The organism is Paenibacillus sp. FSL W7-1279 (assembly GCF_037969845.1).
GTDB lineage: Bacteria > Bacillota > Bacilli > Paenibacillales > Paenibacillaceae > Paenibacillus_AQ.
Genome location: NZ_CP150215.1, coordinates 4,651,011 through 4,677,520, shown reverse-complemented (window position 1 = coordinate 4,677,520; position 26,510 = coordinate 4,651,011). Strand labels below are relative to the sequence as shown.

The window sequence follows — 26,510 nt, the reverse complement described above, 5'->3', positions numbered from 1 at the left end:
AAACAGAGAAAGCGGCTAATTCTCCGACAGAGGATTTTTCGGTTCATGACGATCTCTCACTTCCACCAGGCATCAAGATTAGCGATCCGGTTCGCATGTACCTGAAAGAAATCGGTCGTGTTCCCCTCCTTACAGCCGATGAAGAAGTGGAACTGTCCAAACGAATAGAGGAGGGAGATGAAGAAGCGAAACGCCGTTTGGCTGAAGCGAATCTTCGTCTCGTTGTAAGTATAGCAAGACGCTATGCTGGCCGGGGAATGCAGTTCCTGGATCTGATACAGGAAGGCAACATGGGCCTGATCAAAGCGGTGGAGAAGTTCGACTACTCCAAGGGCTTTAAGTTTAGTACGTATGCCACTTGGTGGATTCGCCAGGCGATTACCCGCTCGATTGCTGACCAAGCAAGAACTATCCGGATTCCGGTGCATATGGTAGAGACGATTAATAAGCTCGTACGTGTCTCCAGGCAGCTCCTTCAGGAGCTGGGACGCGAACCGACACCGGAAGAAATCGGTAAAGAGATGGATATCTCGCCGGAAAAAGTACGTGAGATCCAGAAGGTATCCCAAGAACCTGTGTCTCTGGAAACACCGGTCGGGGAGGAAAGCGACTCCAACCTGGGCGATTTCATTGAGGATCAGGACGCATTGGCGCCGGCAGATGCCGCAGCGTTTGAGCTGCTGAAGGAACAGCTGGAGGAAGTGCTGGATACGCTCACCGAGCGTGAAGAGAATGTGCTCCGACTGCGCTTTGGACTTGAGGATGGACGGACCCGCACCCTGGAGGAAGTAGGCCAGGTATTCGGCGTTACGCGTGAACGCATTCGGCAGATCGAGGCGAAGGCGCTTCGTAAATTGCGTCATCCGAGCCGCAGCAAACGACTCAAGGATTTCCTTGAATAAATTCTGGGGGACAAATAAAGAGATGATGAATGAATCCTTGGTTACGGTCTACGGGCTGTAATCCAGGGATTTTTTGCTATTTCGCCAGGATTCCACTCCAGATTGACACCACCTAAGCAGTTGGATCATAATGATGTAACATCCCCACATTTAGTAAGGAATGTGCCTAATGTGAAGAATAGGGAGTGACATGTCTACGATGACTTTACATACATCTGCAATCGACCGATTGTGCAAGCGCAATGTGGAGCTGTCTGCTTTTTCGACGTATGGGATCGGCGGTTCAGCCAATTATCTGGCCATGCCTGAAACGGCAAATGACCTGGCGGATCTCCTGCAGGACTGCAGGAAACGCGGGATACCATGGTACATCTTTGGAATGGGCTCCAACATTCTGTTTCCGGATGAACCGAAACATGACCTGGTGTTTATATCGCTCAAAAACCTGGTGGAGCTGCGGGTGTCGGCTGATAAATGGTACGTTTCATCCGGCGCGCCGATGTCGTTATTGTCCTTGATGGGGTTAATGGGTGGAACGGATTTGCTTGATTTTACTTTTTTGCTGCCTGGCTGCGTAGGGGCCGGCATCTATATGAACGCTAAATATAATGCTCGTCAAATCTGCGATATTCTGGACACGGTCTATTATATCGATACGACGGATCCGAGCTTAAAGGTACGGTCCATTCCCGTAGCGGACTGTTTATTTGCATACAAGCAATCCATCTTCCAGCAGCATCCGTGGATGATAGTAGGGGCCGATCTTAATATTCCGGTCAGCTCGGAGGAACAGATCAGCATGACATCTGAAGTTCTCACAGAGTGGAAGACTCGCGGCAGCCATCCATCCTCATTGCCATCGTTTTTCTCATTCTTTCTGGGTGAAGTGCACGCGCTGGCAGGAAAGGGAATAGAGACGCCTCAGTCGATGCTTGATATCATCAAGTACCGGACGAGTAAACGCCATTTCGACTACCCGTCCTGCGGTTCCGTATTCAAAAATAATTATGATTATGGAGTAGCCGTCGGCTCGCTCGTGGATCAGCTGAATATGAAGGGAACCGAATATGGCGGCGCGATCATCTCTCCGCATCACGGCAACATGATTCTGAACCAGAAGCATGCGAAGGCAACCGATATCCTCTACTTGATGAATCTGATCTCGGAATCGATTAACAACCATTTTGGATTCGTTCCGGAGCCGGAAATTGTATTGGTATAAACACGGTCTGAAAATAATCTCTGTAAAGGAATTGGAATAAGTAGAATTTAACGATATAATCAGATAGGTGATCATCTGTTTATTGATATAAACGATGAAATTTATGTTGCGAGAGGGGCATTATATATGGCAAAGACATTAATTTTTGGACACAAAAATCCGGATACGGACACAATCTGCTCTGCTATTGCTTATGCTGATTTGAAGAACCAGCTCGGCCTTTCTGCCGAGCCCGTGCGTCTTGGAGACGTTAACGGTGAAACGCAATATGCGCTCGATTATTTTAAGGTCGAAGCTCCTCGTTTCGTTGAGACGGTTGCAAACGAAGCCCAAGACGTTATCCTCGTGGACCATAACGAGCGTCAGCAAAGCGCAAGCGACATTGATCAGGTTCGCGTGATTGAGGTTATCGATCATCACCGCATCGCGAATTTTGAGACAAGCCACCCATTATACTACCGTGCGGAGCCTGTCGGCTGCACAGCTACCATTCTGAACAAGATCTACAAGGAAAAAGGTATCGCCGTTCGCAAAGAAATTGCTGGCCTGATGCTGTCCGCCATCATCTCGGACTCCCTGTTGTTCAAATCCCCAACCTGCACAGACGAAGATATCGCAGCAGCTCGCGAGCTGGCTGAGATCGCTGGCGTGGATGCAGACAGCTATGGGTTGGAGATGCTCAAGGCAGGCGCCGATCTGAGCGACAAAACCATCGCGCAATTGATCTCCCTGGACGCCAAGGAATTCCAAATGGGCGGAGCCAAAGTGGAAATCGCACAGGTTAACGCGGTGGATACCAATGATGTATTGTCCCGTCAAGCCGAACTCGAAGATGCGATTCAAGCGATTATTGCCGACAAAAACCTGGACCTGTTCGTCTTCGTAGTGACAGATATTCTGAACAACGATTCGATCGCTCTTGCACTCGGTAAAGAGTCCAAGGCCGTTGAGAAAGCCTACAATGTGTCCCTGTCGGAGAACAAGGCTCTTCTTAAAGGCGTGGTTTCCCGCAAATCGCAGATTGTTCCTGTCCTGACCGAAGCATTCAATCAATAATATTTGTGTGAACCTAAACAAGCCTGACCATCGACTGAGGAATCAGCGGGGAAGGCTTGTTTTTTTATTTGGGATGTTTCCCGGTTCGACATAGCGGACGATCCTTCATCGTCCCGTATTTAAGCGCTTCCGAAGATTGAAATATTGTAATGAATTTACATCAAATTGACATCCATTTTACCAAGTGGGTCCTTATAATAAAGTTATGAATGATAAAATACATATACGTTTCAAATATCCAGGAATTGGGTTACTAATATTTAATGCGTGATAAGTCGGGTAGGGTTCACGAGTTGAATCCATTTAATAGAAGATGAAGAGGGAGCGATGAGAAGATGAAGAAGTCGGCTTGGAAATTGGGAGCAATGATGCTGCTGGTACTGATCATGATGACAACCGTTGGTGTAGCCTCAGGCAACAATTATGAGCCGGTTCCGAAAGCTTCGAATCAGGAAGCTGTCTATATTAACGGGCTTGAGATTAGAGACGGCAAGGTCTATCTGCAAGTAGATCCGATTGAATGGTACGAGGGTGAGGAAGCGAATCAGGTATTCCGCGAACGGGAGCAGGACCCTGAGATGACGGAAGCACCGGATGGTTATTATATCGTAAATGATACGGAAGAACAGATTGAACTTCCTGTGGCTGATGATGCCGAAGTGCTGCTTCAGTTGTACGATCATACCGGACGGTATGAGGATGCTCAGATTTCCTGGAACCAGATGGTGAGCCTGGACAAATTCACGAATATCTACGAAAAGGATGATATCGTAGACATGAAATGGTTTCCATTTCATATCACCGTCGAAGATGGCGTCGTAGTGAAGATGATCCAGCAATATGTGCCTTAAATGGATGTTAAATAGAATAAACGGACGATAAAGAGCCGCTTCATGGGTTATTCCTAACCGATGGAGCGGCTCTTGTGTTAAGAGATAAGAAAGTATAAACATCCGAGGCTTAGCATCCTTATCTCGCAACAAAAACTTCCGCTAAATGCGGTCTGTCTATTTGGGAAAGTACGTCGATAGACGTTTTTCTTATTCAATGACAAAAGGTTATGCGTTAAGCGGGTACATTACCGGCTATGTTTCATCGGTTTGAGTTTACCATTCACCACATCGCTCACGAACGGAGCAATTCTGGATTTGCGCTCCTCGTATTCTTCCTTCGTCAGTTTGCCTTCGGTCAACTTCTGATCCAGGCGCTTCGTGAGTGCCTGGACTTGTTGATCAATGACGGACTGGACGGGCACGTCTTGCTCCTTCGCGATCTGTGCCAGCGATTTTCCAGATTGGAGCGACTGCTTGAGTGCTTCCGGCGTCGTCTTCAGAAGTTTGGCCAGCTCGTCGCTATCCGAGATCAACCGGCCATGGCGCTGATGCATCCGCTGCTTCTGCCACCCGCCTTTGGCGTCAAGCAGCCTGTCCGCGGCAGCGGAGTAATCGATGGATTTGCCCAACTGCTTCGGATGCGAGGAGATTTTATCCTTCAACAGCTCAACGATCTTGGCTTTTACGGCCTCTCTGGATACACCTTGTTCCTTGGCTATTTCCGCGAGTGTCGAGGTTTTGAGTTTATCTCGAAGAACTTTCGGTTCCAGCTTCAGAAATTCGGAGATGGCCTTGAACATATGACCGGGTTTATGTTGCCCGCGTTCGTCTTGGGAAGAAGGAACAGCCGGTGATTCTGTTTGCTGTCCGACCGGTTCCGCCGAGACCGAGACGGGAAGATAAGCGAGGCCCATGACTACAGCGATGGCGACAAGCACCAGCCGCTTCATTGACTTCAAGTGGGTTGTCATTGTTGTTTACCGCCTTTCTTGATGTTGGTCTTACAGTCCATCATTCTTTCCCGCTAAACTGAATTCATCCTTAAAATAACCTTAAAATAGGATGAAAATACATAAATTTCATATCAGGCAGTGAAAATTGACCATTCTATGAAACTATCGACTCTTCTCTGCTAATATGGTATCATGGAGTCTTGATAACGTACTAAAGCGAAAAAGCAGTCTTTGCATCTGATGCGAATTCCTATGCATCCAGAATATAGCTGCGTTTAATGTCTACGAGGGGGATTTTTTGGTGAAAAAGATAGCATCAGTATTAGCAGGCTTCATGCTGTTATTAACCGTAGTCGGCTGTTCAAGCTCCGCAAGCGGCGGCAATGAGCTGGTTGTCGGGATCGACGACAAGTTTGCGCCCATGGGCTTTCGCGACGAGAGCAATGAAATTGTCGGCTTTGATATCGATTATGCCCGTGCAGCCGCTGAGAAGATGGGCAAGGAAGTCAAGTTCCAGCCGATTGACTGGAAATCGAAGGAGTCCGAACTTAGCAGCGGCCGCATTGACTTGATATGGAACGGCTATACCATCACCGATGAGCGCAAGGAGAAAGTGTTGTTCACCAAGCCTTATCTGGAGAACAGTCAGGTCGTCGCCGTGCTGGCTGATTCGGATATAACTTCGATCAGCGATTTGGCAGGCAAAGAGATCGGTTTGCAGTCGCTGTCCTCGGCAGCTGACGCGTTAAGCGCCAACGAGATTCACACGCAAGTGAAGAAGATCAACGAATTCCCTGACAATATGCTGGCTCTGAGCGATTTGAAGAATGGACGCGTAGAGGCTGTGGTCATAGACGAAGTGGTGATGAAATACTTCATGTCCAAGGAAGAGGGAATATACAAGATTCTCGAGGAATCTCTGGCACCGGAGCAGTACGGGATCGGGGTTAAAAAGGGCAACGAGGAGCTGCTTCAAAGCCTGCAAAAAGCACTGGACGAAATGAATGCCGATGGTACGGCAGCCAAGATTTCCGAGAAATGGTTTGGCGAAAACAAAGTGTTGAAGTAAGACGTTCCACAAGGATGGTTATTCATCCTTCCATAGGTATTCCAAAAAACCGGACTTTGACCAAAGGCTCCGGTTTTGTGTTCCTTCCATGGGTCTACGATATTTTTGAAGAACTTCAAGCATCTCAAGAAGTTTTTCCATTAGGAGTTAAGCGTATATGAGTATGGATTACATTGTTCAAATCGGCAAACCGATGCTGGAGGGCGCACAGACAACGATACTGTTGTTTTTAATTGCTATCCTGGTTTCCATCCCGCTCGGGTTTGTGTTCACGTTAATGGTTCGAAGCGCAATCAAGCCGCTGGCTTGGTTGGCCAATGCCTATATTTATGTGTTTCGTGGTACCCCGCTGCTGCTGCAGCTGTTGTTCTTTTGTTTTGGGCTGCCAGTGCTGCCCGTGATCGGAGAGTATCTCGTTCTGGACCGTTTTGTAGCCGCATGTTTGGCATTTGTGCTAAACTATGCCGCTTATTTTGCGGAGATCTTTCGGGGAGGCCTCTTGGCGATTGACAAGGGTCAATATGAAGCGTCCAAGGTGCTGGGCCTGAACCGCTGGCAAACGACCACGAAAGTGATTCTGCCCCAAATGTTTCGCGTAGCCCTGCCGGCGGTATCCAATGAATCCATTACACTGGTAAAAGATACGGCGCTGCTGTATGCCGTAGCGGTTCCGGAGTTACTGCACTTCGCCTATACGGCGGTCAATCGCGATGTTACGATTATGCCGTTTTTCATTGCAGGCGTCATATATCTGCTAATGACGCTCGTGTTAACCATGTTGTTTAAGTTTCTGGAACGCCGATTTAAATATGAATAGAAGGACTGTCGTGTAATGGCAATTATCGAAGTAACCCATGTAAAAAAATCCTTCGGCCAGCTGGACGTGCTGAAGGACGTCAGCTTTGAGATTCAGAAGAATGAAGTGATTGCCGTCATCGGACCTTCCGGATCGGGGAAGAGCACCATGCTCCGGAGCCTGGTGCATCTGGAGGAGATTAATGGCGGATCGATCAAGCTGCAGGATCAATATCTCGTGAAGGATGGCGTATATGCCAGCCCGCCGGGGATCAAAGCGATCACATCCCGGATGGGCATGGTATTCCAGCATTTCAACCTGTTTCCTCATCTCACGGTACAGGAGAATCTGGAACTGGCACCTAAACATGTGAAGAAACAATCAAAGGAAGAAGTCAGGTTAAACAGCGCCGCTCTGCTGAAGAAGGTCGGTTTATCTGATAAAGCAGATGTATACCCCGGGAATCTGTCGGGCGGACAGAAACAGCGTGTGGCCATTGCGAGAGCACTGATGATGAATCCGGACATCATGCTGTTTGACGAACCGACATCGGCGCTGGACCCCGAGCTGACCGGCGAGGTGCTGGCGGTTATCAAGCAGCTGGCCGAGGAGCATATGACGATGGTGATCGTCACGCATGAGATGAGTTTTGCCAAAGAAGTGGCGGACCGAATGATCTTCATGGATAACGGACAGGTCGTCGAATCGGGCACGCCGGATCAAATATTTAACCAACCGAAGGCAGAGCGGACCCGGGAATTTTTAATCCGGGCGACGCGTTGAAGAGAGACTGGCTCAGAGCCCGATTGGAAGATCGGCTTGGGCCGGTCTTTTTTTGGTGAAAAATAAGGCTATTTCGTGAAAGCGTTTAAATTACGGGTTGACGGAATCCGGTTTGGTCGATATCATTGTTTTAAAGATTGTTAAACTATTTCATATAAACATCTATAAAACAACGGTGAGGAGCGGAATAAGTCATGAGTCATGTTATTACCATTCATTCGGATTTATCCAAAGGCAAGATCAACCGCAATATTTATGGTCATTTTTCCGAACATCTGGGTCGCTGCATTTATGAGGGCATATGGGTGGGTGAGGATTCACCGATTCCGAATACGGAGGGGATCCGCAATGATGTACTGGAGGCGCTGAAACAGCTTAACATACCGGTGCTGCGCTGGCCAGGCGGTTGTTTTGCCGACGAGTACCACTGGAAGGACGGCGTCGGTCCACGAGAGAATCGGAAGCAAATGGTCAATACGCACTGGGGCGGCGTTGTGGAGAACAACCATTTTGGCACCCACGAATTCCTCCGTCTTTGCGAGCTTCTGGGTTGTGAACCATACATATCGGGCAATGTCGGCAGCGGCACCGTGCAGGAAATGTCGGAATGGGTTGAATACATGACCTTTGATGGCGTGTCGCCGATGGCCGCATGGCGCCAGGAGAATGGCCGCGAGAAGCCATGGAATGTTAAATATTTTGGCGTCGGGAACGAGAACTGGGGCTGCGGCGGCAATATGCGGCCGGAGTATTATGCGGATCTGTACAGACGCTATCAGACTTATGTTCGCAACTATGGCGATAACAAGATCTACAAGATTGCCTGCGGCCCGAACGTGGATGATTACCGCTGGATGGAAACCGTGATGAGAGAAGCGCATCCGTTCATGGATGCCATCAGTCTTCACTATTACACGATTCCTGGCGAATTCTGGACAGGCAAAGGCGCTGCTACCGGATTCAGCGAACAGGAATGGTTCACCACGATGAAGAAGGCGCTTCATATGGATGAATTGATTACGAGACATTCGGCAATCATGGACCAGTATGATCCTAACAAGCGGATCGGCCTCATTGTAGACGAGTGGGGAACCTGGTTTGACGTAGAGCCTGGCACCAATCCGGGCTTCCTGTATCAGCAGAATACGATCCGTGATGCTCTGGTGGCGGGTTTAACGCTGAATATCTTCCACGAGCATAATGATCGGGTGGTCATGGCGAACATTGCGCAGATTGTCAATGTGCTGCAGTCCGTCATTTTAACCGAAGGCGAGAAGATGATTCTTACTCCGACTTATCATGTGTTCGATATGTATAAAGTGCATCAGGATGCAGAGCGTTTGGCTACCAACTACAGCGGCGCTGATTATGAGATGGACGGCGAGAAGATTCCGCAAGTATCCGTAACGGCCTCGAAGGATCAAGCCGGCAAAATCCATGTGAGTCTGTGTAATGTGAGTCATGCGGAGCAAAGTGACGTGACGATTCAGCTTCGGGGATTAAGCGGAGCGGTGTCCAAGATCGTAGGCCGGCAGCTAGCCTCCGATTCGCTGGACGCTCACAACACCTTTGAATCGCCGGAGACTCTGAAGCCGGCTGCATTCCATGCTTTTGAACAGGAAGGCGACGTTCTGCGTGCCAAGCTGGCACCGATGTCTGTTACCGTTCTCGAGATCACGGCAGGATAAACGAAGAGGATGGCGGATAATCGGTGTAAAGGTTGTCATGACGATTACCGGGTTAACGAGGAACAAATTACGCGCGTCCTATCATCTCCAATGTTTACGTCTGACCGTTGCGTGCCGGATGGTGAGTATGATGCCCGTCTGCGTGCGTGCTTCACTTGTCCAAAGCTGCAAGGGAACACGACATGCACGCTGTGCGGCTGCATCGTACAGATCACCGCAAAGCTTAAAGACAAGCGATGTCCTTATCCGGGGCAGGACCGTTGGTCGGTTGCCCATAGCGCTTCATAGCCGAGTTATAGTAAGTCTGCTCTCATGGATGGATCATGGGAGCAGGCTTTTTTTAGTATGGGGGAACTTCCGTTATCTTTACAGAAACTTTCAACCTATGTTATGACTATTAGAAAAAAGATCAGCAGAACAGGGTGTGGACATGAAACGAGGAGGCTTTCTATACTACTGGACCGCGCATTCAAGCATTTCGCTTGCAGGCGTTGTCTACATCATGGTATTGACTACCTTTATGTATCAAGAATCCGGATCGGCCTTTATTGCCGCGTTATTCCCGCTGTTTAACGCAGTCGCACGGTTAGTCGCCGGCCTTACGGCTCCGCTTGTGATGGAGAAATTCGGCTTCTCCAAGCTTCTGGTGCGGCTTCAAGTCATGAAAGCCCTGTTGTTAACCGCATTGGTTATCGCATTTCCCTACATATCATCTCAGGTTTCCGTGCTGTGTATGTTTATCTTGTTCATTGCTTTTACCGAAGGATGGGGAAACCCGCTCATTCAGTCCATGGTTCCGAGAGTAGTTGCACCTGACCGGCTGGTTAAGGCTAACAGCTCTCTGTCCGTGACTAGTCAATCCTTGCAGATTGCAGGATATACCTTCACGGGCTTTCTCGTTGTACGGTTTGGACATATGCCGACGTTAATCATGAGCTGCGTACTCATCTGGGTATCCGTGTTGTGCCTTTGGATCGCAGCACGCTCTATGAAGGAGAAGGAACCGGCTGCGGCGGGAGGAGCGAAAACAGGCTGGGAAGTGATTCGTGAAGGCTGGTTCTACCTGTGGAGAAATCCGACATTAAGAATCGTGACGATGATGGATATGATTGAAGGGATCGCGGGAACCATCTGGGTGGGAGCGATCACGCTGGTGTATGTCAAGGAAGTGCTGCATCAAGGCGAAGCTTGGTGGGGATTCATTAATGCCAGTTATTATATAGGCGCCATTGCGGGTGGGCTGCTGATGCTGCTCCTGTCTTCCTTTATCCAGAAAAATCTGATTCCATGCATGGCCGTAGGATCAGCGGTGTTCAGTTTGCTTACCCTGTGGTATGGCCTAAACAGTATCCCGATCATGGCATTAATCCTATGTATTGCAATGGGACCGGCCTATCAGCTGCGGGATGTGGCGCAGCAAACCGCGCTCCAATCCAGCGTGGATCAAGAGCTGCTGCCGAAAATCTACGCTTCGCGTGATATCTTGCTGTCCACGGTAACGAGTTTATCGATTGCGGTCATGGGTCTGATTGCGGATACACTCGGCATTCGCATGGTGTACATTGCAGGCTCCATCTGTATTGCGATATCCGCAGGGTTATCGTTCGCGCTTCTGAGACTGCAGAGGAAATCGGCTATAGCGGCCGAAAAGGGCGGTAGCAGCTTTTCATAACATGTAAAAAAAGAGCCGTACCACTGGATCAGGATCTTGGGAGACTGATCGTCAGGTGCGGCTCTCTTTCTATGTTCTAAGATATCAGAAAGTATAAACTTCGGAGGATGTGCTGCCTGATATCGCAAGAAAAACTACCATTAAACGCGGTCTGTCTTCTTCGAGAGTACGTCGATGGACGTTTTTCTTACATAAGGTCGTCGCTTAGGCTTTGTTTTTCTTGCCAAACAACGAATCGACCGAGAGCAGGCTGCTGCCGCTAAGGGCAAGATGAACGGCCATGGCCAGCAAGGCAATATCCAATTCATAGCCACCCAGGAAGCCCATGCCGAGCTTGGCCTGAAAAATAGCTACGACAAGCACAACGCCAAGAACAAGGGAGGCAATTCTCGTTCCCAAACCGATAATCAATGCAATACCACCCACAATTTCGATAATGGCCACAACGGTCGCCATGAATGCGGGGATTCCCAAACTGGCGAAAAAGCCCTCGATGTTGCCGATGCCGCTCTGGAATTTATCCAAACCGTGAGCCAAAAAGATAACGCCCAGAATAACCCGAATAATGAAAGTACCCATAGAAGAATAGCTACGCATGAATGGTAACAGCTCCTTATTTTTAAGTGGTTATCAACTAACTTTTGTATAGCTGAAACTATAGATTGTATCATACTCAATTATGCTATTGATTGTCAAGTAACTTACTAAAAATAATCAGGTTTCACGACTTAGTGTCTGGGACGGTATTCAGTCGGCGACTGCCCGGTCCAGCGGCGGAATTGCCTTGAAAAATGGCTGGCTGAGCGAAAGCCGAGTTTGTCGGCAATCGCCGTCATTGGCAGATGGGTCGTGACCAGCAGCTCTTTGGCCAGGGTGAGCTTTTGTCGGCTGATATATTGTCTTGGCGATATTCCGTAAACTTGGCGAAACAACTTGCTGCATTGGCTGCGGCTTAAATTCAGCTCTTTGGATACGGCTGTGACAGAGATCTCTTCTGTAAGCCCTGATGACAGCTTCTCTTCAATGGCATGCGCCGCATCGGCTGCAAGCAAGGAAGACGGCTTATGGGAGCCTGATACTGCCTGTGTCGACGAAGACAGATGGACCTCATCCTGCACCTTCAGGAGGGAGAGCACATCGTGGATGATGAGCAATGTATAGGATTGGAGCAGCAGTCTGTCTTCAAAAGTGAGATTGTATTCAGCCCTCGGGTTCTCCGGTTGAAGCGAATGGGCTGCCGGCTGACTGCGTCGAACGATTCCCTCCAGCTCTTGAACGTATGCCTTCAGATTGCTGTGCGCACTTTCCTGCTGGCGAATGTGACGGTAAGGGGCAGCCGATAATGAGCTTCGAATTTCCTGATCATCGAGATCAAAATGAACATTAAAGTATCCATATGGCCTGTTGGCCAGATTCGTGGTTTGATGGGGGACTCCGGATTTGATCAGAAGCCATTCTCCTTGCCGCAGCGTAAAAGACTCCCGATGAATTTCCTGGAGAACCTCGCCTTCCAGACAGTACAGCAGCTCAAACAGGTGATGATGATGCCTCGGATAACTCCAGCCGGGCGGCTGGGAATCGAAATGGCATCCCGTTACTTGAAGCGTGTGAATCATATTGGGAAAGCGAAAAGCGATATCCATAATGGCCATGCTCCTTTAGCTTCGAAAATTCCAGTGATTATGCCATATATTGTATCATAATAGGTTCTTCTCGATTCTGAATATTCGGCACAAAAGGTATAAAGAATGCTCCATTTGGAGATTGAGCAGCACGAGCTTTTGATAGATGATGACAATAGCAAGCAAAATGATACGAGCAGGGAGGAAACAGAAAATGAAAGCTCAATTGAAAGCGGTTAATCAACAGTTCGTGCTCGGCGATGAGCCGATCCAGATTTTGTCGGGTGCCGTACATTATTTTCGGATCGTGCCGGAGTATTGGGAAGACAGACTAATGAAGCTGCAAAGCTGTGGATTAAACACCGTGGAAACCTATATTCCCTGGAATTTGCATGAACCCAAGGAAGGACAATTTACGTTTGAAGGCATCGCCGACTTAGAGAGATTCGTCCAAATCGCCGGTGACCTCGGGCTGCATGTGATCCTTCGGCCAAGCCCATACATATGCGCAGAATGGGAATTTGGCGGGCTGCCGTCCTGGCTGCTGCAGTATCCGGATATCCAACTTCGATGCATGGATCCGTTGTATCTGGAGAAGGTTGACCATTATTATGATGAACTGATTCCGCGGCTGGTTCCGTTATTAACCTCCAATGGAGGCCCGGTGATTGCAATGCAAATCGAGAACGAGTACGGGAGCTACGGAAATGATACGGCATATCTGGAATACTTGAAGGATGGCTTGATCAAGCGGGGCGTAGATGTATTGCTGTTCACTTCGGATGGTCCCACCGACGGAATGCTGCAAGGGGGAACCGTTCCAGGCGTGCTTGCCACCGTCAACTTTGGTTCGAGAACGGAAGAGGCTTTTGCCAAACTGCGGGAATATCGAGCGGAAGACCCTCTCATGTGCATGGAATACTGGAACGGATGGTTTGATCATTGGCTGAAACCGCATCATACCCGGGACGCGGAAGATGCCGCTGCGGTGTTCAAAGAGATGCTGGACTTGCATGCATCCGTGAATTTCTACATGTTTCATGGGGGAACCAATTTCGGATTTTATAACGGGGCGAATTTTCACGAGAAGTATGAGCCGACGATCACCAGCTATGATTATGATGCCCCACTCTCGGAGTGCGGGGATGTAACAGCCAAGTACGAGGTTATTCGCAGCATGATTGCGAAGCATCAGGGAAAAGAGCTCTCTGATTTTCCGAGTTTGCCTCAGCCCGTCAAGAAAAAAAGCTATGGCTCGGTTCGCATGACGCATTATGCCGACTTGCTGGAGCATCTGCCGAAGCTATCCGAGGCGGTGCAACGCACAACACCTGTACCGATGGAACTGCTGGGTCAAAGCTATGGCTTCATCGTTTATGCAACGGATATTTCCGGACCTCGCCAGGGAGAGTCGTTGCATCTGCAAGAGGTGCATGACCGGGCACAGGTATTCCTGGACGGTAAGTATCAGGGGACGGTTGAACGCTGGAATCCCCAAGCCCTCCAGCTCGATGTTCCGGCAGCCGGCGCCAAGCTGGAGATCGTTGTCGAGAATATGGGGCGTATCAATTACGGCCCGAAGCTGAAGGACTATAAAGGAATCACTGAGGGAGTCCGGATGAACAACCAGTTCCTGTATGACTGGAGCATCTATCCTGTGCCGCTTGAGAATCCGAATGCGACATCGTTTCAACCGCTTACGGGTCCGTTTGAACAGCAGGACCGCCCTACCTTTTATCGAGGTGAATTCTCGGTGGATGACATTGGAGATACGTTTATCCGCTTGGACGGATGGGGAAAAGGGGTTGTATGGGTCAATGGCTTCAACCTGGGGCGTTACTGGGAACAAGGACCGCAAGCAGCGCTTTACCTGCCTGGACCCCTGCTGAAGCAGGGCCGCAATGAAATTTTGGTGTTTGAGCTGCACCATACCGAAACAGCAAGCATCGAACTTGTTGATCAACCCGACTTGGGTTAATTAGGGTGTGGGTAGGCAAACGATCATCATCAATAAAAGGGAGCCCTCTTGTACTTATAAGAGGGCTCCCTTAGTGTTCAAGGAATCATAGGATTAGACCAATTGCTTACGGACTTTTAAATAACGGTACAGAAGGATGCCAAAAAGCGAGCATAGGATGGCACACAATCCGATGAAGCCATAGCCCGCCTGAAGCCCGCGCAGCAGCCCGAGCTCTGTTCCGCTGCCGTACATTTGCTTGAAGCCGTTTGTGATCGCCCCGATCGCGTAATTGCCGATAACGCTGCCGATTCCCATCATGGTGACGATGAACGTAATCGCGGTGTCGCTCTCTTTCGGATATCTTTTGGCAATGAGCGCCATGACCGTCGGATAAATCGGAGCAATTCCAATGCCTGCTGCCGCGAACAGGAACGCATAGGATTCTCCGCCAAAGATTGCAATAAACGTGCATACTCCGGTCAACGCGGACAGGATGATGATGGACAGCGTGAAGCCGATCCGGTCCGTTATCGGGCCAAGCAGCAGGCGTGCTGCCGAGAAGCAGAGGAAGAAGGCGGACAGCATCCCGGCAGCAGCCGTAGGTTCCCATTTGTACGATTTTTCAAGAAAGTTTACGAGCCAACCGCCAACTGCCATCTCCGATACGACACCGAAGGATAGAATCATGACGACCAGCCACAGTGCAGGATCTTTAACTAACAACTTAAGCGGGGTTCGTTCCGTTTCGGATAGATCGTCCCCGGGAAACTTGCTCATGAGTGCCGGGATCATTGGCAGCACGGATAACATCAGCATGGCCAGATACATGCCCCGCCAGTCCAGCGTGTAGTTAAACACGGTTACGGTCATAAGTCCGGATGCAATCATCGGTGCCACGGTTGAGCTGATTCCGTAGAAGAAATGGGACAGGTTCATCATCGTGCCTGTGTTTCGCACAAAGATCCGGGCAGCTAATATGGCAAGACCGATCTCCAGCATACCGTTTCCAATGTACATAAAGAAATAGGATGCGGTAAACATCGGGTAGTTGTGCGACAGGAAGATCAACACACCAGAGATAGCCATCGAACCGAAGGCGGCCATACTGACCCACTTGATCCCGATCTTCCGCGTTAACAACGCAGTGAATGAGCAGGCAATCAAGTACCCGAGCGCGTTCAGGGATAGCAAGGTGCCGATCTGCATTTCATCCAGGTGGAAATCGAATTGAATCCTTGGAATGGCGGGTCCCTTAATGTTTTCCGATATTCCAAATATGATAAAGCCCAGAAAGATGGTTGCCAGATGAAGGGTGTAGTCTTTGCTGAATTTAGGTTTTGCTTTCGTTTGAAGGTCTGTATTCACGGTTATTCCCCAATCGTCATCGTTGAATTTTACATTGCACTTGTATCGGATATCATCATATCCAGAGCAAGCCGCTGCAGGCCGGCTATATAGTCATGCTCCCACTCGCGAAGCAGCATTTCGGGCAGATGGCGCTCCGGTACGTAGGCGGAAGCCCGGTCTTTAATGGAGAGCAGGGTGGAGGGCAGGAGGTTATGCTCACACCACAGAATGGCATCCGGATTGAGAATCGCGGTGAAGGCGGCGCTTAATCGGCTTAACGCATCGATTTGCTCCTCATCCGGCTCGATGAGACTGCTCATGACGGCACTTTTACGCTCCAATACATCTTGAAAATTGTTGTCTTTGCTCATCGGTACATAACCGATCTCACCCGTAAAGAACGACTTGCCCCGAACGACGTTTCCATTGATCAGCAGCCCCGCCCCCGGTCCATTGTGTCCGAAATACACGTATACAAGAGAAGCCTCCTCCGTACGGCTCAGATTCTGATAGCCAAGCACGGCCGCATTCATGTCATTCTCCACGATGACAGGAATGGAGAACAGGTTCTCCAGGTAAGATTTGAGGTCGTAATCTTGGAATGTCCCGTACAACGGCACGTGAAAAACGACGCCATCACGAACCGCAGCCGGCATGCCGACCGCAATCGAGCGGATTTTCGGATAACGGTGGATCCAGCTTCTTAGCTGGGAAGCCAGCGCTTCCGGTCCAAGCTGGAGTATGCCGTCTTCAGTTTGTCGTTCGACCAGATCGCCGTTCCAGTTAAAAATGGTGTATACGCTCCGCTCCTTCTCATAATAAACGGCGAGACCCAGCATATAGTCCGGGTTAAAAGCGTAGCGGTTTGCACGTCTCCCGCCGCTGGACTCATCCAGTCCGAGCAGGGTAACTTCGCCCTCCTGCGCCATCTGTTCCAGCACTTTGCTCACCGTTGGAAAGCTGATGCCGAGCCTGTCACTCAGCTCCGCTTTGGTTCCGCTACCGAGCTCCAGCAGGGAAGCGCGGAGCGCGCGCCGTACGGCGTATTTCATGGATTGCGGTGTGGGTAAAGGTTCTTTGCGCGTATCCATCACCACCCCCCTTTCTTTTTAAACAGGTTTAATAAGTATCTGGAGAAGATTATTGCACATCTGAAATAAGGGTGCAAGAACAATTTTGCAGGTTAAGACGGTTGACAACAGCGAGGCTCCATGAGAAAATGTACGCGCGTACATAAATTGCAGGAGGCTTGATGAATATCGCTAGTCGTAAAGAGGTAGCACAGCTTGCCGGCGTTTCGGAAGCGACGGTATCCCGTGTACTGAACGGGGTCGGACCTATCAAGGAAGAGACCAAGCAGCGGGTGCTGGAAGCGGCGGATCGGCTTGGGTATACCCCAAGTGCGCTTGCCCGAAGTTTTGCCCGCCGAAGAAGCGGTAACCTGGGCGTTGTCATGCCCTACCTGCCGAAAGCCCGCATCTTCTCCGCTTATTATTTTTCCGAAATATTAAGCGGTATTGGCAGTAAGGCGCTGGAAAGCCAGTATGACCTATTGATGCTGTTCCGTGAGCCCGGCGGTTCAATGGACTACTTGAATCTGTTCCGCACCCAGAAGGTAGACGCTTGCATTATTCTTGGTGCCCGGGATGATGAAGGCGAACGTGCGGCCATCAAACAGCTGAGCGAAGCGGATCACCCTTATTGCCTGATTAATCAATACTTTGACGGCGAGGCCTTTCACGTTATGGATGCCGATCATGTGGATGGCAGCTATCAAGCCGTTCATCACTTGACGCAGCAGGGATTTCGGAACATTGCTTTTCTTAATGGGCCGCCTCAGTATTCCAACAGTCGCGATCGGTTGAAGGGGTACAGCCGGGCACTGAATGAAGCGGGAATCGTACTGGATGAAACTTTGCTGTTCGAAGGTAACTTCAGCCGTAAAAGCGGTTATGCTGCTGCCGAGAAAGTCGCCGGGAAGCTGGACCGGATTGAAGCCGTATTTGCCGCCAATGACCGCATGGCGATTGGACTTCAGCAGGGGCTGCGTGCGCTAGGCATTTCAGAGGAGCGAATGCCTGCTTTTGTCGGGTATGACGATTCGGAAGCCGCCGAGCTGTGCACGCCGCCGCTTACCAGCGTGAGGGTTCCGTTCTATGAACTGGGATGCCTTGCAGCGGATCATGTGCTTCGTATGCTGGACGCCTCCGATCTGCCAGAAGGCAGCGAAACGAACGCAGTGCTCCATCGCCAGCTGCCAACTCGCCTGGTAATCCGTGCATCTTCGCTTCATCGAAATGAATAACTCTTATTTAAGGAGGAATGAAGGATGAAACAATTACGTGTAGGCATGATTGGTTATAAATTTATGGGCAAAGCCCACAGCAATGCTTACCGGAGCCTGCCGATGTTTTTCCCGGAGGCGTTGAAGCCTGAAATGGTGGCGATCTGCGGCCGCAATGTGTCGGCCGTGCAAGCAGCTGCGGATCAATTGGGCTGGAGTGAAAGCGTTACCGATTGGAAGGAGCTTGTCAATCGGGAAGATATCGATCTGATCGATATCAACGCGCCAAGCGATGCCCATAAGGAGATTGCCATTGCCGCGGCGAAGGCGGGGAAGCATATATTTTGCGAGAAGCCGCTTGCCTTGACCTTGGCGGATGCCAGAGAGATGCTGCAGGCGGCGGAAGAAGCGGGAGTTACCCATATGGTTGGGTTTAATTATAGATTTTCGCCAGCTGTAAGACTGGCCAAGAAGCTGGTTGAGAGTGGAAGATTGGGTCAGATTTATCATTTCCGCGCTTGGTTTTTGCAGGATTGGATCATGGACCCGCAATTCCCGCTGGTATGGAGATTGCAGAAGGAAGTGGCCGGATCCGGATCGCATGGGGATCTTGGTGCCCACCTGATCGATCTCGCGCATTATCTGGTCGGTGATATGCAGGAAGTGATCGGAATGAGCGAGACCTTTATCAAGGAGCGTCCTATTGCCAGCGAGATGACCGGGTTAAGTGCAAAAGGAAGCACAGGCGGTCCCATGGGGAAAGTGACGGTAGATGACGCCACGTTGTTCATGACCCGCTTCGAGAACGGGGCGCTGGGCAGCTTTGAGGCGACGCGCTTTGCCGCAGGGCACCGCAGCACCAATTCCTTTGAGATCAACGGCAGCTTGGGCAGCGTCAAATTCGATTTTGAACGAATGAATGAGCTGGAGGTTTACTTTACGTCCGACGATGAGGATGTTCAGGGCTTCCGCCGCGTACTGGCAACCGATCCCGTTCACGATTATATGGAGGCATGGTGGCCGCCGGGACATACGATTGGTTTCGAGCACACCTTTACGCATGAAATCCTGGAGCTATCGACGGCTATTTCCGAGGGAAGGCAGCCTGTGCCGAATTTCGAGGATGGCGTGAAATGTCAGGCTGTGCTGGAAGCCGTGGATAAATCCATTGAAGAACGCCGCTGGGTGCGGTTGTCGGAAATGTAATCTAGTCACTTCGGCCAATTCTGGCCGGACACATAAAAAAAGGAGTGCTACGCATGAAAAAGGCTTTGATCGTATGGGGCGGCTGGGACGGACATGAACCTGAGCAGGTTGCCGGCATTTTCGCGGAATTGCTTCGGGCTGAGCAATATGAGGTTGAGGTATCCGACACGCTGGATGCTTTTAATGATGCAGAGAAACTTCAGGCCCTGGATCTGATCGTGCCGGTATGGACGATGGGAGAAATATCGAAGGAGCAGGTGAGCAACGTATCGCTTGCCGTGCAGAAGGGAACCGGCTTGGCGGGCTGTCACGGCGGGATGTGCGATTCGTTTCGCAACAATGTGGATTGGCAGTTCATGACCGGAGGTCAATGGGTTGCGCATCCGGGCAACGATGGCGTGAAGTACCAGGTAGAGATTAAATCGAGCTCCAGCCCGCTGGTGGAAGGGATGCAGGATTTTACGGTGGTCTCCGAGCAGTATTATCTGCATGTCGATCCGGCCGTTGAAGTGCTGGCAACCACTCGCTTTCCGGTTGTGGCCGGACCGCATCTGCTGAACCAAGCGGTTGATATGCCGGTAGTATGGACGAAGCGCTGGGGATATGGACGGGTCTATTACAATTCCCTCGGCCATCATGCCGATATCGTCGATATGCCGCAGGTGAAGGAAATGATGCGCAGGGGACTGCTCTGGGCTGCTGAAGGAAAAGCATTATATTCGGGTTCGGACATGAGTGTGTTTACGGAAGGTCAAGGCTACACAGGCATGGGAGACAGCCAATAAGGCAGAAGGAGACTTGGATCATGAAGAAAGTAAAGGTTGGCATCATTGGCTGCGGAAAAATCAGCGGCATCTATATGGAAAACTGTCATAAGTTCGATATTCTGGAGCTGACGGCGTGTGCGGATATCGATCGTGCCCGTGCCGAGGAACAGGCTGCCAAGTATCATATTCCGAATGTATACACTACCGAGGAGCTGCTTGCAGATCCGGAGATTGAGCTGGTCATTAATCTGACGATACCTGCATTACACGCGCAAATTATGCTGGATGCGCTGCAAGCCGGCAAGCACGTGTATGTGGAAAAGCCCCTTGGCGTAACCCGTGAAGAGGGTAAGGCGGTGCTGGATATGGCTGCGTCCAAAGGTCTGCTCGTTGGATGTGCTCCTGAGACATTTCTTGGAGCAGGAATCCAAACGGCACTGAAGCTGATTGAAGACGGGCGCATCGGCAAGCCGATAGCAGCGACCGCATTTATGATGAGCCGCGGTCATGAGCATTGGCATCCCGATCCGGAATTTTATTATGCCGCCGGCGGAGGTCCGATGTTCGATATGGGGCCTTACTACCTGACGGCGCTGGTTCAGCTGCTGGGACCGATCCGCCGTATTAGCGGCATGACCGGGACGGCCCTTGCGGAGCGGACGATTACCAGTGAGAAAAAACAGGGTCAAAAAATTCAAGTGGACATTCCTACTCATGTGGCTGGACTTATGGAGTTTCATAACGGTGCGATTGGCACGCTGATTACGAGTTTTGATGTATTTGGAGGCAGCACGCTGCCTAATATTGAAATCTACGGCACCAAGGGCACGATGCTCGTCCCGGATCCCAACGGCTTTGGCGGCTCCGTACAATATCGATTGACCGGAGAAACCGAGTGGACGGAAGAGCCGCTGCTTCCCGGGTATAACGAGAATACAAGAGGGATCGGCCCGGCGGATATGGCCTACGCCATCCGCAGCGGAAGAGCTCATCGTGCGAGCGGCGAGCTTGCCTATCATGTGCTTGAAGCCATGTGGGGCTTCCATGATGCTTCCGATGAAGGCAAGCGCTATGAGATGGTCAGCACCTGTGACATCCCGGCCCCGCTCCCACTTGATTTGCAGAAATACACCCTTGATCAATAATAGGATGATTTAAGAAAGCGGCTTAACCCGAAAGGTCCAAGCGGACCACGGAGTAAGCCGCTTTATGCTGTGCACGTGTATACGTTCCCCTGTAAACAAACGATTTTGATTATATGGGCCAAGCCTAAGCTCACGCTCAATCTTTTACGACAAGACCGAATATTTTGGTTAACGGGATGGCTTGATGCGGCGATATGATGCATCCTTGAAGATCTTCCAGGGTCACGCCGATGTTATGAAAGTCCGTTCGGCTTAAGTCGATTCCCGCAAGCTTCGTGCCGGAGAACTGCGACTGGTCGATCTGGCAATCCACAAATTCCACCTTACTTAATTCGGAATGATAAAAATCCGATTTTACGAGCGAGGTGGATTGGAAGGACACTTGCTTCATGTTAGCAAAACGGAACGTAGCGTAGTCGCCCGTACAATGATCGAATACGACATTTCGGATGGTGGCTGCCGTCAAGTCGAGCCCCAGAATTTTGCAATGATTGAATTGTACGCGGTACATAATGGCCTCACTGAGGTCGACGTTGGACAAATCGCAGTGGTTAAACACAAGATCCGTTAGTTCGGCATGGTGGAGCGTGACGTGCTGGAACGTAACATTATGGAATATCATTTGATCGAATTGAACCTTGTCGGCTGAAATATAAGACAGGGTCTCGTCCTGACAAGTGGATTGAATAAATGAGGATTCATCGTCAACGCCAGTATAGGATAGAATCATAGGCTCAAGCTGCTTAGGGAGCTTGGGTTTCACGATTTTGACTGGGGATGATGGACCGGCTGTATTGTTCTTAGAATTGCTCTTGCTATTGGATGACATGAATTCTCCTCCAAATATAGAAATAAGTATAGAGATGATCCTATAGATCTATCGACGTTCTTTCTCCGATGACAGACCGCGTATAGCGGGAGTTTTGAAATGACCCGGTTTCGTTGTATAGAAGTATATCATGTCCTTATCCGATTGTCCGGTCTCTGGAATTGATGGCGGCGTCCAAGGTGCCGCCAAGCCGATTCGGAGACCATGCCAGCAGACTGACACGGCCATTGCCCGTCAGGTCGGCAATGAAAGGTGTCATGCGTTCTCCGGCAACCCAGGGCCCAAACCGTTCTTCCTGCCGCCCGAAGGCGGTCCCCGAGCCATATAGAACGAACCAGTTCCCTGCGGTATGTTCAACAAGAATCAAATCTTTCAGCCCATCGCCATCCACGTCGCCAAGCATCATGGATATGGAAGAACCCATTGGACTCTTGGCGGAATACCAATCTCCCGCATCCACGAGCTGTTTCCCGGTGCTTAACCAGACCTGGCATGTGCCTGAGTCGGAATTCCACACAACCAGGTCATCCAGCCCATCGCCATTCACATCTCCTATGGAGGGTATCATGCCTTCACCCCGTACGGAAACCTCATGCTGAATTAGGGGAGAATAAAAATCACGCCCGGAGCTAAAAGCAATGGCGGCTTTCCCTGTGACAGGGTCCCATAAAAATAAATCATGTCTGCCGTCTCCGTCAAAATCTCCCGTAAGAGCTTTCCAGTCCACGGCTCCAGATTCACAGAGCCAATGACCCGAAGGTACTAAACGGCTGCCTGAGCCCAAGGCAACCTCACATATCCCAAGCTCCGCATTCCATACAGCCGCATCGATGCTGCCATCCCCATCGTAATCGCCAGCCATCGCAGTCCCACCCGGGTATAGTGGCCAATCTGCCAACATGGGGCGTATATATCGTATGCCATTATGGATTTTCATGGGGAACCCGACCTCAAGAGCAGCGTCGTACCATAGGTTGTTGGTCTCGTCCCGGACGATCCATCGATCCGGCAGCGCTTGTCTCTTGGCGTGCAGAAACTTAGGGTGTTTCATGGTCATCCTGTCCAGCAATCGGGTTTCCCTGAAATCCGGTATAAAGGGCATGATCGAGGTTATGGACACAAACGATTTAAGCTCCCTCTTGAAGGCTTGAATGATTCTTCTTAGCGGTGAATGCTCGTCATAATGCACATTGCCGTCAGCAAGGAAGCGGATATAGGGAAATTCGAGATAGGGGTGGTAAAAGAATGAAGCCAGTTCCCGTGCTCCTGTGAAATCCTGCAATGTCCGTTCTATCCGAGTGACTTCTTCCTCGATCTTATCACCAGCCACATAATAAAGCGGAGTGGGAACGTAGATCGTCCCGTTCGTTAACGGATCGTCCGGGATGTGCTGTAGTTCTGCTGTCCTTGCAACCGGGCTGGAAGGCGGTGATTCATAGAGGATGCCGTTACAGATCTCGATAATGTGTCGCTGGACAGATGAAGCGGTATAATGAGGAGTTTCATACCAAACCGCCGGAAGACCAGCTCTTTGAAACATCTTATGAGCCTGCTGTACCCGCTGATAAGCATAAGATTGCTGCAGCTGACGGAGCGAATGGACCGTTTCGGGCGGATCATCTGGATGACAGTCGGCGCTGCATTCGGAATAAGCAAATTCAAATCCGTCGCCGCTTACCGATCCCCCGTACTGATGCGTATATCCATGAATACCAATCGAGGCGCCAAGGTCTACCATCTTTTGTAGCAGCCGGACAAATCGAAGGGAAGCTCCATCATGCTGATCATCTATCGACCGATCCACATGATGTGCCGGATTCACATACCGCGGAATGACGGCCAGATGAAAGGGAATCTGCAGCTGATGCAGCAACTGTGCGATTACCAGCAGCTTCGCCTGTTGTTCTTCCGTCTCATACCAGCCGCCCGGACCGATATCTTCAAGCCGTATCAATGCCTTATTCAACCAAGATGCGCTCCTTCCAATGCCAGCTGTTTTCGAGATCGCGATATCCCGATATATTTATGCCGGGAATGGGCATTTCGTCATCGGGGATGAAGCGTTCACGAAGAAAAAAGAGGATCGCGGAGCGTGTCCGCGAATACATAGGGATTAAGATATGGGCAGGAGGAAGAGGAAGTTCATGCAGATTAGACACGCAAATGAACAGGATGCAGCAGGCATTGCTAACGTCCATGTGAACAGCTGGAAAACGACGTATAAGGGGATCGTGGATGATCGCTTTTTAGAAAAATTGTCTGCTGCGGATCGGATTGAAGGCTGGCGCCGTAAGCTTGCCAATATGCCGGAGGACGAACAACTTCTGGTCATTGCCGATGAAGATGGCAAGGTATACGGGTTCATGTCTTACGGCACGGAGCGAGAGCAGAAGATTTCTGATGAAGGAGAACTCTACGCGATCTATCTCCTGAAAGAGATTCAGGGGATGGGCTGGGGACGGGAGCTGTTTGCGAGGCTGAAGGAGTTTCTGCAAAAGAAAGGGTATCGTTCTTTACTGGTCTGGGTGCTGGAAGGTAATTCGGCTGAGCATTTTTATAAACATATGGGCGGCCAGGAACGGAGACGAAAAGAAATTGTAATCGGCGGAAAAACGCATACGGAAGTGGCTCTGCTATGGAGTTCCATTGACCGGATTGGGTCCTTCTCCTGAAAAGTGCCCCGCTTGAGTTTACATTAGAGAGGGAATCTACTATGATGATGATATACCCCGGCGGGTAATTATTTTGCCGACCTGAGGAGGTTTGCATTTGAGTATAATTCCGATAGGACCTTTTATGATGAGGGCCGACATCGTGATTTTTCTGATCTGTGCGGCAGCCGGATTTGCTGCGCTTCGAATTCGTTTGCGTCAGACGCCGCAGCGGGAATGGATCCTGGACACTTATTTATCTGTACTTATCATCGGTTTTATTTCATGGAAATTCGGGATGCTGGTGTTCGATCCGATCCGCACCGTTCAGCATCCCACCTCGCTTATTTACATGACCGGCGGAACGAAGGGGATATGGCTTGGGGCCGTTCTAGCCCTGGTCTACGCAGCTCTGCGCTGGAACAAAAAAAGGAAGAATTCAGGTCTGCTGCTGAAGTCCGCACTGTTGTCGGCATTTGCAGGCGGATGGGCCGGGTATGTATTTCAGTGGTTGTGGGCGGACGGGGCCGGTGTAAACTCTTCATTATTCTATATGCTAATATTCGGCATACTGCTGACGATGAGCTGGCTTCAATTCCATTCTCCGCTGTCCCGCTTTCTTACCCTGGGATTAGGCAGAAATGGAGCGGTGCTGCTCATCATGGGGGCTCTCTTCGTGTGGGTAATCTATGACTTTGCTTTGACCGCGGGCAGCGAGCGAGAAGCGAACGTATCTCCGAATGTGGAAAGCAATTCGGATACCATTGCTGAAGGGCTGAAGCCCGGACTTCGCGCACCGGATTTTTCGCTGATGAATCGGGAAGGGCAGGAGGTCAAACTGTCCGATTATCGGGGGAAAACCGTTCTTCTGAACTTCTGGGCCTCCTGGTGCCCGCCATGCAAGGTAGAAATGCCCTATATGCAGGATTTTTACGACAAATATCAGGATGAGAATGTAATCATTCTGGCTGTCAATATGACGCATTTGGAAAATAGTATGAGTGAGGTACAAACCTTCGTCGAGAAAAATGGCTTAACCTTCCCTGTCCTATACGACCAGAGCGGAGCAAGCACGAGACGATACGAGGTGGTGGCCTATCCGACCACCTACGTCATTAAGCCGGATGGTGTGATATCAGAGCGGTTCCAAGGCGCTATCGACGAAGATTTAATGGTTAGGGCCTACCGTAAGGCTAGTGATAAGTAAGGTTCAATTGCGGATTTTTGGTGACGTGGACATCTATCTCTGCCGCCTTCTCTCCAGGGGGAATATAATACACAAACGCTGGGGAGGGGGAGATAGAGTGCAGCCAATACCAATTTCGGCAGAAGGATGCAAAGGTTACGTCGGCAAAACCGTTTGCGCTGTCATGCGTGATGGAACGGAAGTCGTGGGGACCATACGCGGTGTACATGATCGAGGCCTTGAACTCGAATTTGCGAACCCATCCGCATATATATTGTCCACAAAAGGCAAGAAGGGCAAAAAATCTTCGAAGTCTACTAAAGGCGGTGCGCACACGTCCGCATTCGGACCTTACGGTTACGGCGGATACGGCTGGGGAGCCAATGTGCTAGCTTGGGAAGCCATAGCGCTGTTGTTTCTCATTCCGTTTTTGTTTATCTAAGCGGTCACAGGCTTTAGATTACGGGCGCAGTGTTTTTATAGAAGAGACAGGCGGGGATTTCCCCGGTACTGTCTCTTTTTTTTAGATATCAGAAAGT

Annotated in this window: 24 protein-coding genes and 1 pseudogene; 18 read left to right on the top strand and 7 right to left on the bottom strand. The window is 50.2% G+C overall.

Translation table 11 applies throughout. The features are described 5' to 3' along the window. Positions 1 to 29: 29 nt before the first annotated feature. The 4 genes and pseudogenes from rpoD to MKY82_RS20755 form a co-directional block, all read left to right on the top strand. Positions 30 to 902 (top strand): annotated as a pseudogene (gene rpoD, locus MKY82_RS20770) (RNA polymerase sigma factor RpoD); the annotation flags it as partial. Positions 903 to 1,101: 199 nt separating this feature from the next. Further along, a complete protein-coding gene (locus MKY82_RS20765; protein ID WP_339294276.1) occupies positions 1,102 to 2,124 on the top strand; it encodes an FAD-binding protein in 1,023 nt (340 codons plus the stop codon). 126 nt (positions 2,125 to 2,250) lie between these two features. Next, complete coding sequence (locus MKY82_RS20760; RefSeq protein ID WP_339218179.1) at positions 2,251 to 3,180, top strand: manganese-dependent inorganic pyrophosphatase; 930 nt, start codon at positions 2,251 to 2,253, stop codon at positions 3,178 to 3,180. A 335-nt stretch (positions 3,181 to 3,515) separates the two neighbouring features. Further along, positions 3,516 to 4,031 carry a hypothetical protein gene (locus MKY82_RS20755; protein WP_113058790.1) on the top strand — a complete coding sequence of 172 codons (516 nt, stop codon included), beginning with the start codon at positions 3,516 to 3,518 and terminating at the stop codon, positions 4,029 to 4,031. Between the two features lie 227 nt (positions 4,032 to 4,258). On the opposite strand, the gene MKY82_RS20750 is transcribed toward MKY82_RS20755, so the two are convergent. Next, positions 4,259 to 4,984, bottom strand: coding sequence for a hypothetical protein (locus tag MKY82_RS20750; RefSeq protein ID WP_339294275.1), 726 nt, complete (start codon positions 4,982 to 4,984; stop codon positions 4,259 to 4,261). A gap of 283 nt (positions 4,985 to 5,267) precedes the next feature. Here MKY82_RS20750 and MKY82_RS20745 point away from each other — a divergent pair, with 283 nt between their 5' ends. The 6 genes from MKY82_RS20745 to MKY82_RS20720 all read left to right on the top strand — a co-directional run bounded on the left by MKY82_RS20745 (position 5,268) and on the right by MKY82_RS20720 (position 10,974). Continuing rightward, positions 5,268 to 6,035 carry an amino acid ABC transporter substrate-binding protein gene (locus tag MKY82_RS20745; RefSeq protein ID WP_127592358.1) on the top strand — a complete coding sequence of 256 codons (768 nt, stop codon included), beginning with the start codon at positions 5,268 to 5,270 and terminating at the stop codon, positions 6,033 to 6,035. A gap of 157 nt (positions 6,036 to 6,192) precedes the next feature. Then, complete coding sequence (locus MKY82_RS20740; RefSeq protein WP_113058793.1) at positions 6,193 to 6,852, top strand: amino acid ABC transporter permease; 660 nt, start codon at positions 6,193 to 6,195, stop codon at positions 6,850 to 6,852. Between the two features lie 15 nt (positions 6,853 to 6,867). Further along, the gene (locus tag MKY82_RS20735) at positions 6,868 to 7,614 is read left to right on the top strand and encodes an amino acid ABC transporter ATP-binding protein (protein ID WP_308116290.1); all 747 of its coding nucleotides are present in this window, start codon (positions 6,868 to 6,870) and stop codon (positions 7,612 to 7,614) included. A gap of 194 nt (positions 7,615 to 7,808) precedes the next feature. Continuing rightward, positions 7,809 to 9,302, top strand: a complete 1,494-nt coding sequence (locus tag MKY82_RS20730; RefSeq protein WP_194543430.1) for an alpha-N-arabinofuranosidase — start codon at positions 7,809 to 7,811, stop codon at positions 9,300 to 9,302. Between the two features lie 9 nt (positions 9,303 to 9,311). Next, a complete protein-coding gene (locus MKY82_RS20725) occupies positions 9,312 to 9,590 on the top strand; it encodes a hypothetical protein (RefSeq protein WP_339294274.1) in 279 nt (92 codons plus the stop codon). 142 nt (positions 9,591 to 9,732) lie between these two features. Further along, the gene (locus MKY82_RS20720; protein ID WP_220684694.1) at positions 9,733 to 10,974 is read left to right on the top strand and encodes an MFS transporter; all 1,242 of its coding nucleotides are present in this window, start codon (positions 9,733 to 9,735) and stop codon (positions 10,972 to 10,974) included. A 204-nt stretch (positions 10,975 to 11,178) separates the two neighbouring features. On the opposite strand, the gene MKY82_RS20715 is transcribed toward MKY82_RS20720, so the two are convergent. After that, complete coding sequence (locus MKY82_RS20715; protein ID WP_194543428.1) at positions 11,179 to 11,571, bottom strand: DoxX family protein; 393 nt, start codon at positions 11,569 to 11,571, stop codon at positions 11,179 to 11,181. Positions 11,572 to 11,702: 131 nt separating this feature from the next. Continuing rightward, positions 11,703 to 12,617: a helix-turn-helix domain-containing protein gene (locus tag MKY82_RS20710; RefSeq protein WP_339294273.1), complete on the bottom strand. Its 915-nt coding sequence runs from the start codon at positions 12,615 to 12,617 to the stop codon at positions 11,703 to 11,705. A 193-nt stretch (positions 12,618 to 12,810) separates the two neighbouring features. On the opposite strand from MKY82_RS20710, the gene MKY82_RS20705 reads away from it, so the two are divergent. After that, the gene (locus tag MKY82_RS20705) at positions 12,811 to 14,574 is read left to right on the top strand and encodes a beta-galactosidase family protein (protein ID WP_339294272.1); all 1,764 of its coding nucleotides are present in this window, start codon (positions 12,811 to 12,813) and stop codon (positions 14,572 to 14,574) included. A 93-nt stretch (positions 14,575 to 14,667) separates the two neighbouring features. Here MKY82_RS20705 and MKY82_RS20700 read toward each other — a convergent pair whose 3' ends face one another. Both MKY82_RS20700 and MKY82_RS20695 read right to left on the bottom strand, forming a co-directional pair. Continuing rightward, positions 14,668 to 15,921 (bottom strand): MFS transporter, encoded by a 1,254-nt coding sequence (locus tag MKY82_RS20700; RefSeq protein ID WP_339218162.1) that lies wholly within the window; start codon positions 15,919 to 15,921, stop codon positions 14,668 to 14,670. A gap of 29 nt (positions 15,922 to 15,950) precedes the next feature. After that, positions 15,951 to 16,994: an ROK family protein gene (locus MKY82_RS20695; RefSeq protein ID WP_071220289.1), complete on the bottom strand. Its 1,044-nt coding sequence runs from the start codon at positions 16,992 to 16,994 to the stop codon at positions 15,951 to 15,953. 161 nt (positions 16,995 to 17,155) lie between these two features. Here MKY82_RS20695 and MKY82_RS20690 point away from each other — a divergent pair, with 161 nt between their 5' ends. From MKY82_RS20690 to MKY82_RS20675, 4 genes are read left to right on the top strand one after another with little or no spacing between them, the layout of a single operon-like run. Beyond that, complete coding sequence (locus tag MKY82_RS20690) at positions 17,156 to 18,208, top strand: LacI family DNA-binding transcriptional regulator (RefSeq protein WP_194543423.1); 1,053 nt, start codon at positions 17,156 to 17,158, stop codon at positions 18,206 to 18,208. A gap of 24 nt (positions 18,209 to 18,232) precedes the next feature. Then, positions 18,233 to 19,393 (top strand): Gfo/Idh/MocA family oxidoreductase, encoded by a 1,161-nt coding sequence (locus tag MKY82_RS20685; protein ID WP_071220291.1) that lies wholly within the window; start codon positions 18,233 to 18,235, stop codon positions 19,391 to 19,393. 53 nt (positions 19,394 to 19,446) lie between these two features. Continuing rightward, the gene (locus MKY82_RS20680) at positions 19,447 to 20,178 is read left to right on the top strand and encodes a ThuA domain-containing protein (RefSeq protein WP_194543422.1); all 732 of its coding nucleotides are present in this window, start codon (positions 19,447 to 19,449) and stop codon (positions 20,176 to 20,178) included. Positions 20,179 to 20,198: 20 nt separating this feature from the next. Beyond that, complete coding sequence (locus MKY82_RS20675; RefSeq protein ID WP_194543421.1) at positions 20,199 to 21,305, top strand: Gfo/Idh/MocA family oxidoreductase; 1,107 nt, start codon at positions 20,199 to 20,201, stop codon at positions 21,303 to 21,305. Positions 21,306 to 21,441: 136 nt separating this feature from the next. On the opposite strand, the gene MKY82_RS20670 is transcribed toward MKY82_RS20675, so the two are convergent. Together MKY82_RS20670 and MKY82_RS20665 are read right to left on the bottom strand one after the other, a co-directional pair. Next, positions 21,442 to 22,134 (bottom strand): pentapeptide repeat-containing protein, encoded by a 693-nt coding sequence (locus MKY82_RS20670; RefSeq protein ID WP_339294271.1) that lies wholly within the window; start codon positions 22,132 to 22,134, stop codon positions 21,442 to 21,444. 136 nt (positions 22,135 to 22,270) lie between these two features. After that, positions 22,271 to 24,100 carry a DUF2334 domain-containing protein gene (locus MKY82_RS20665; RefSeq protein ID WP_339294270.1) on the bottom strand — a complete coding sequence of 610 codons (1,830 nt, stop codon included), beginning with the start codon at positions 24,098 to 24,100 and terminating at the stop codon, positions 22,271 to 22,273. Between the two features lie 178 nt (positions 24,101 to 24,278). Between MKY82_RS20665 and MKY82_RS20660 the strand changes: the two genes are divergently transcribed. From MKY82_RS20660 to MKY82_RS20650, 3 genes are all read left to right on the top strand, one after another. Continuing rightward, complete coding sequence (locus MKY82_RS20660) at positions 24,279 to 24,806, top strand: GNAT family N-acetyltransferase (protein WP_194543418.1); 528 nt, start codon at positions 24,279 to 24,281, stop codon at positions 24,804 to 24,806. 97 nt (positions 24,807 to 24,903) lie between these two features. Beyond that, complete coding sequence (locus tag MKY82_RS20655; protein WP_339294269.1) at positions 24,904 to 25,992, top strand: redoxin domain-containing protein; 1,089 nt, start codon at positions 24,904 to 24,906, stop codon at positions 25,990 to 25,992. Between the two features lie 97 nt (positions 25,993 to 26,089). Beyond that, the gene (locus MKY82_RS20650) at positions 26,090 to 26,413 is read left to right on the top strand and encodes a hypothetical protein (RefSeq protein ID WP_339294268.1); all 324 of its coding nucleotides are present in this window, start codon (positions 26,090 to 26,092) and stop codon (positions 26,411 to 26,413) included. Positions 26,414 to 26,510 lie beyond the last annotated feature (97 nt).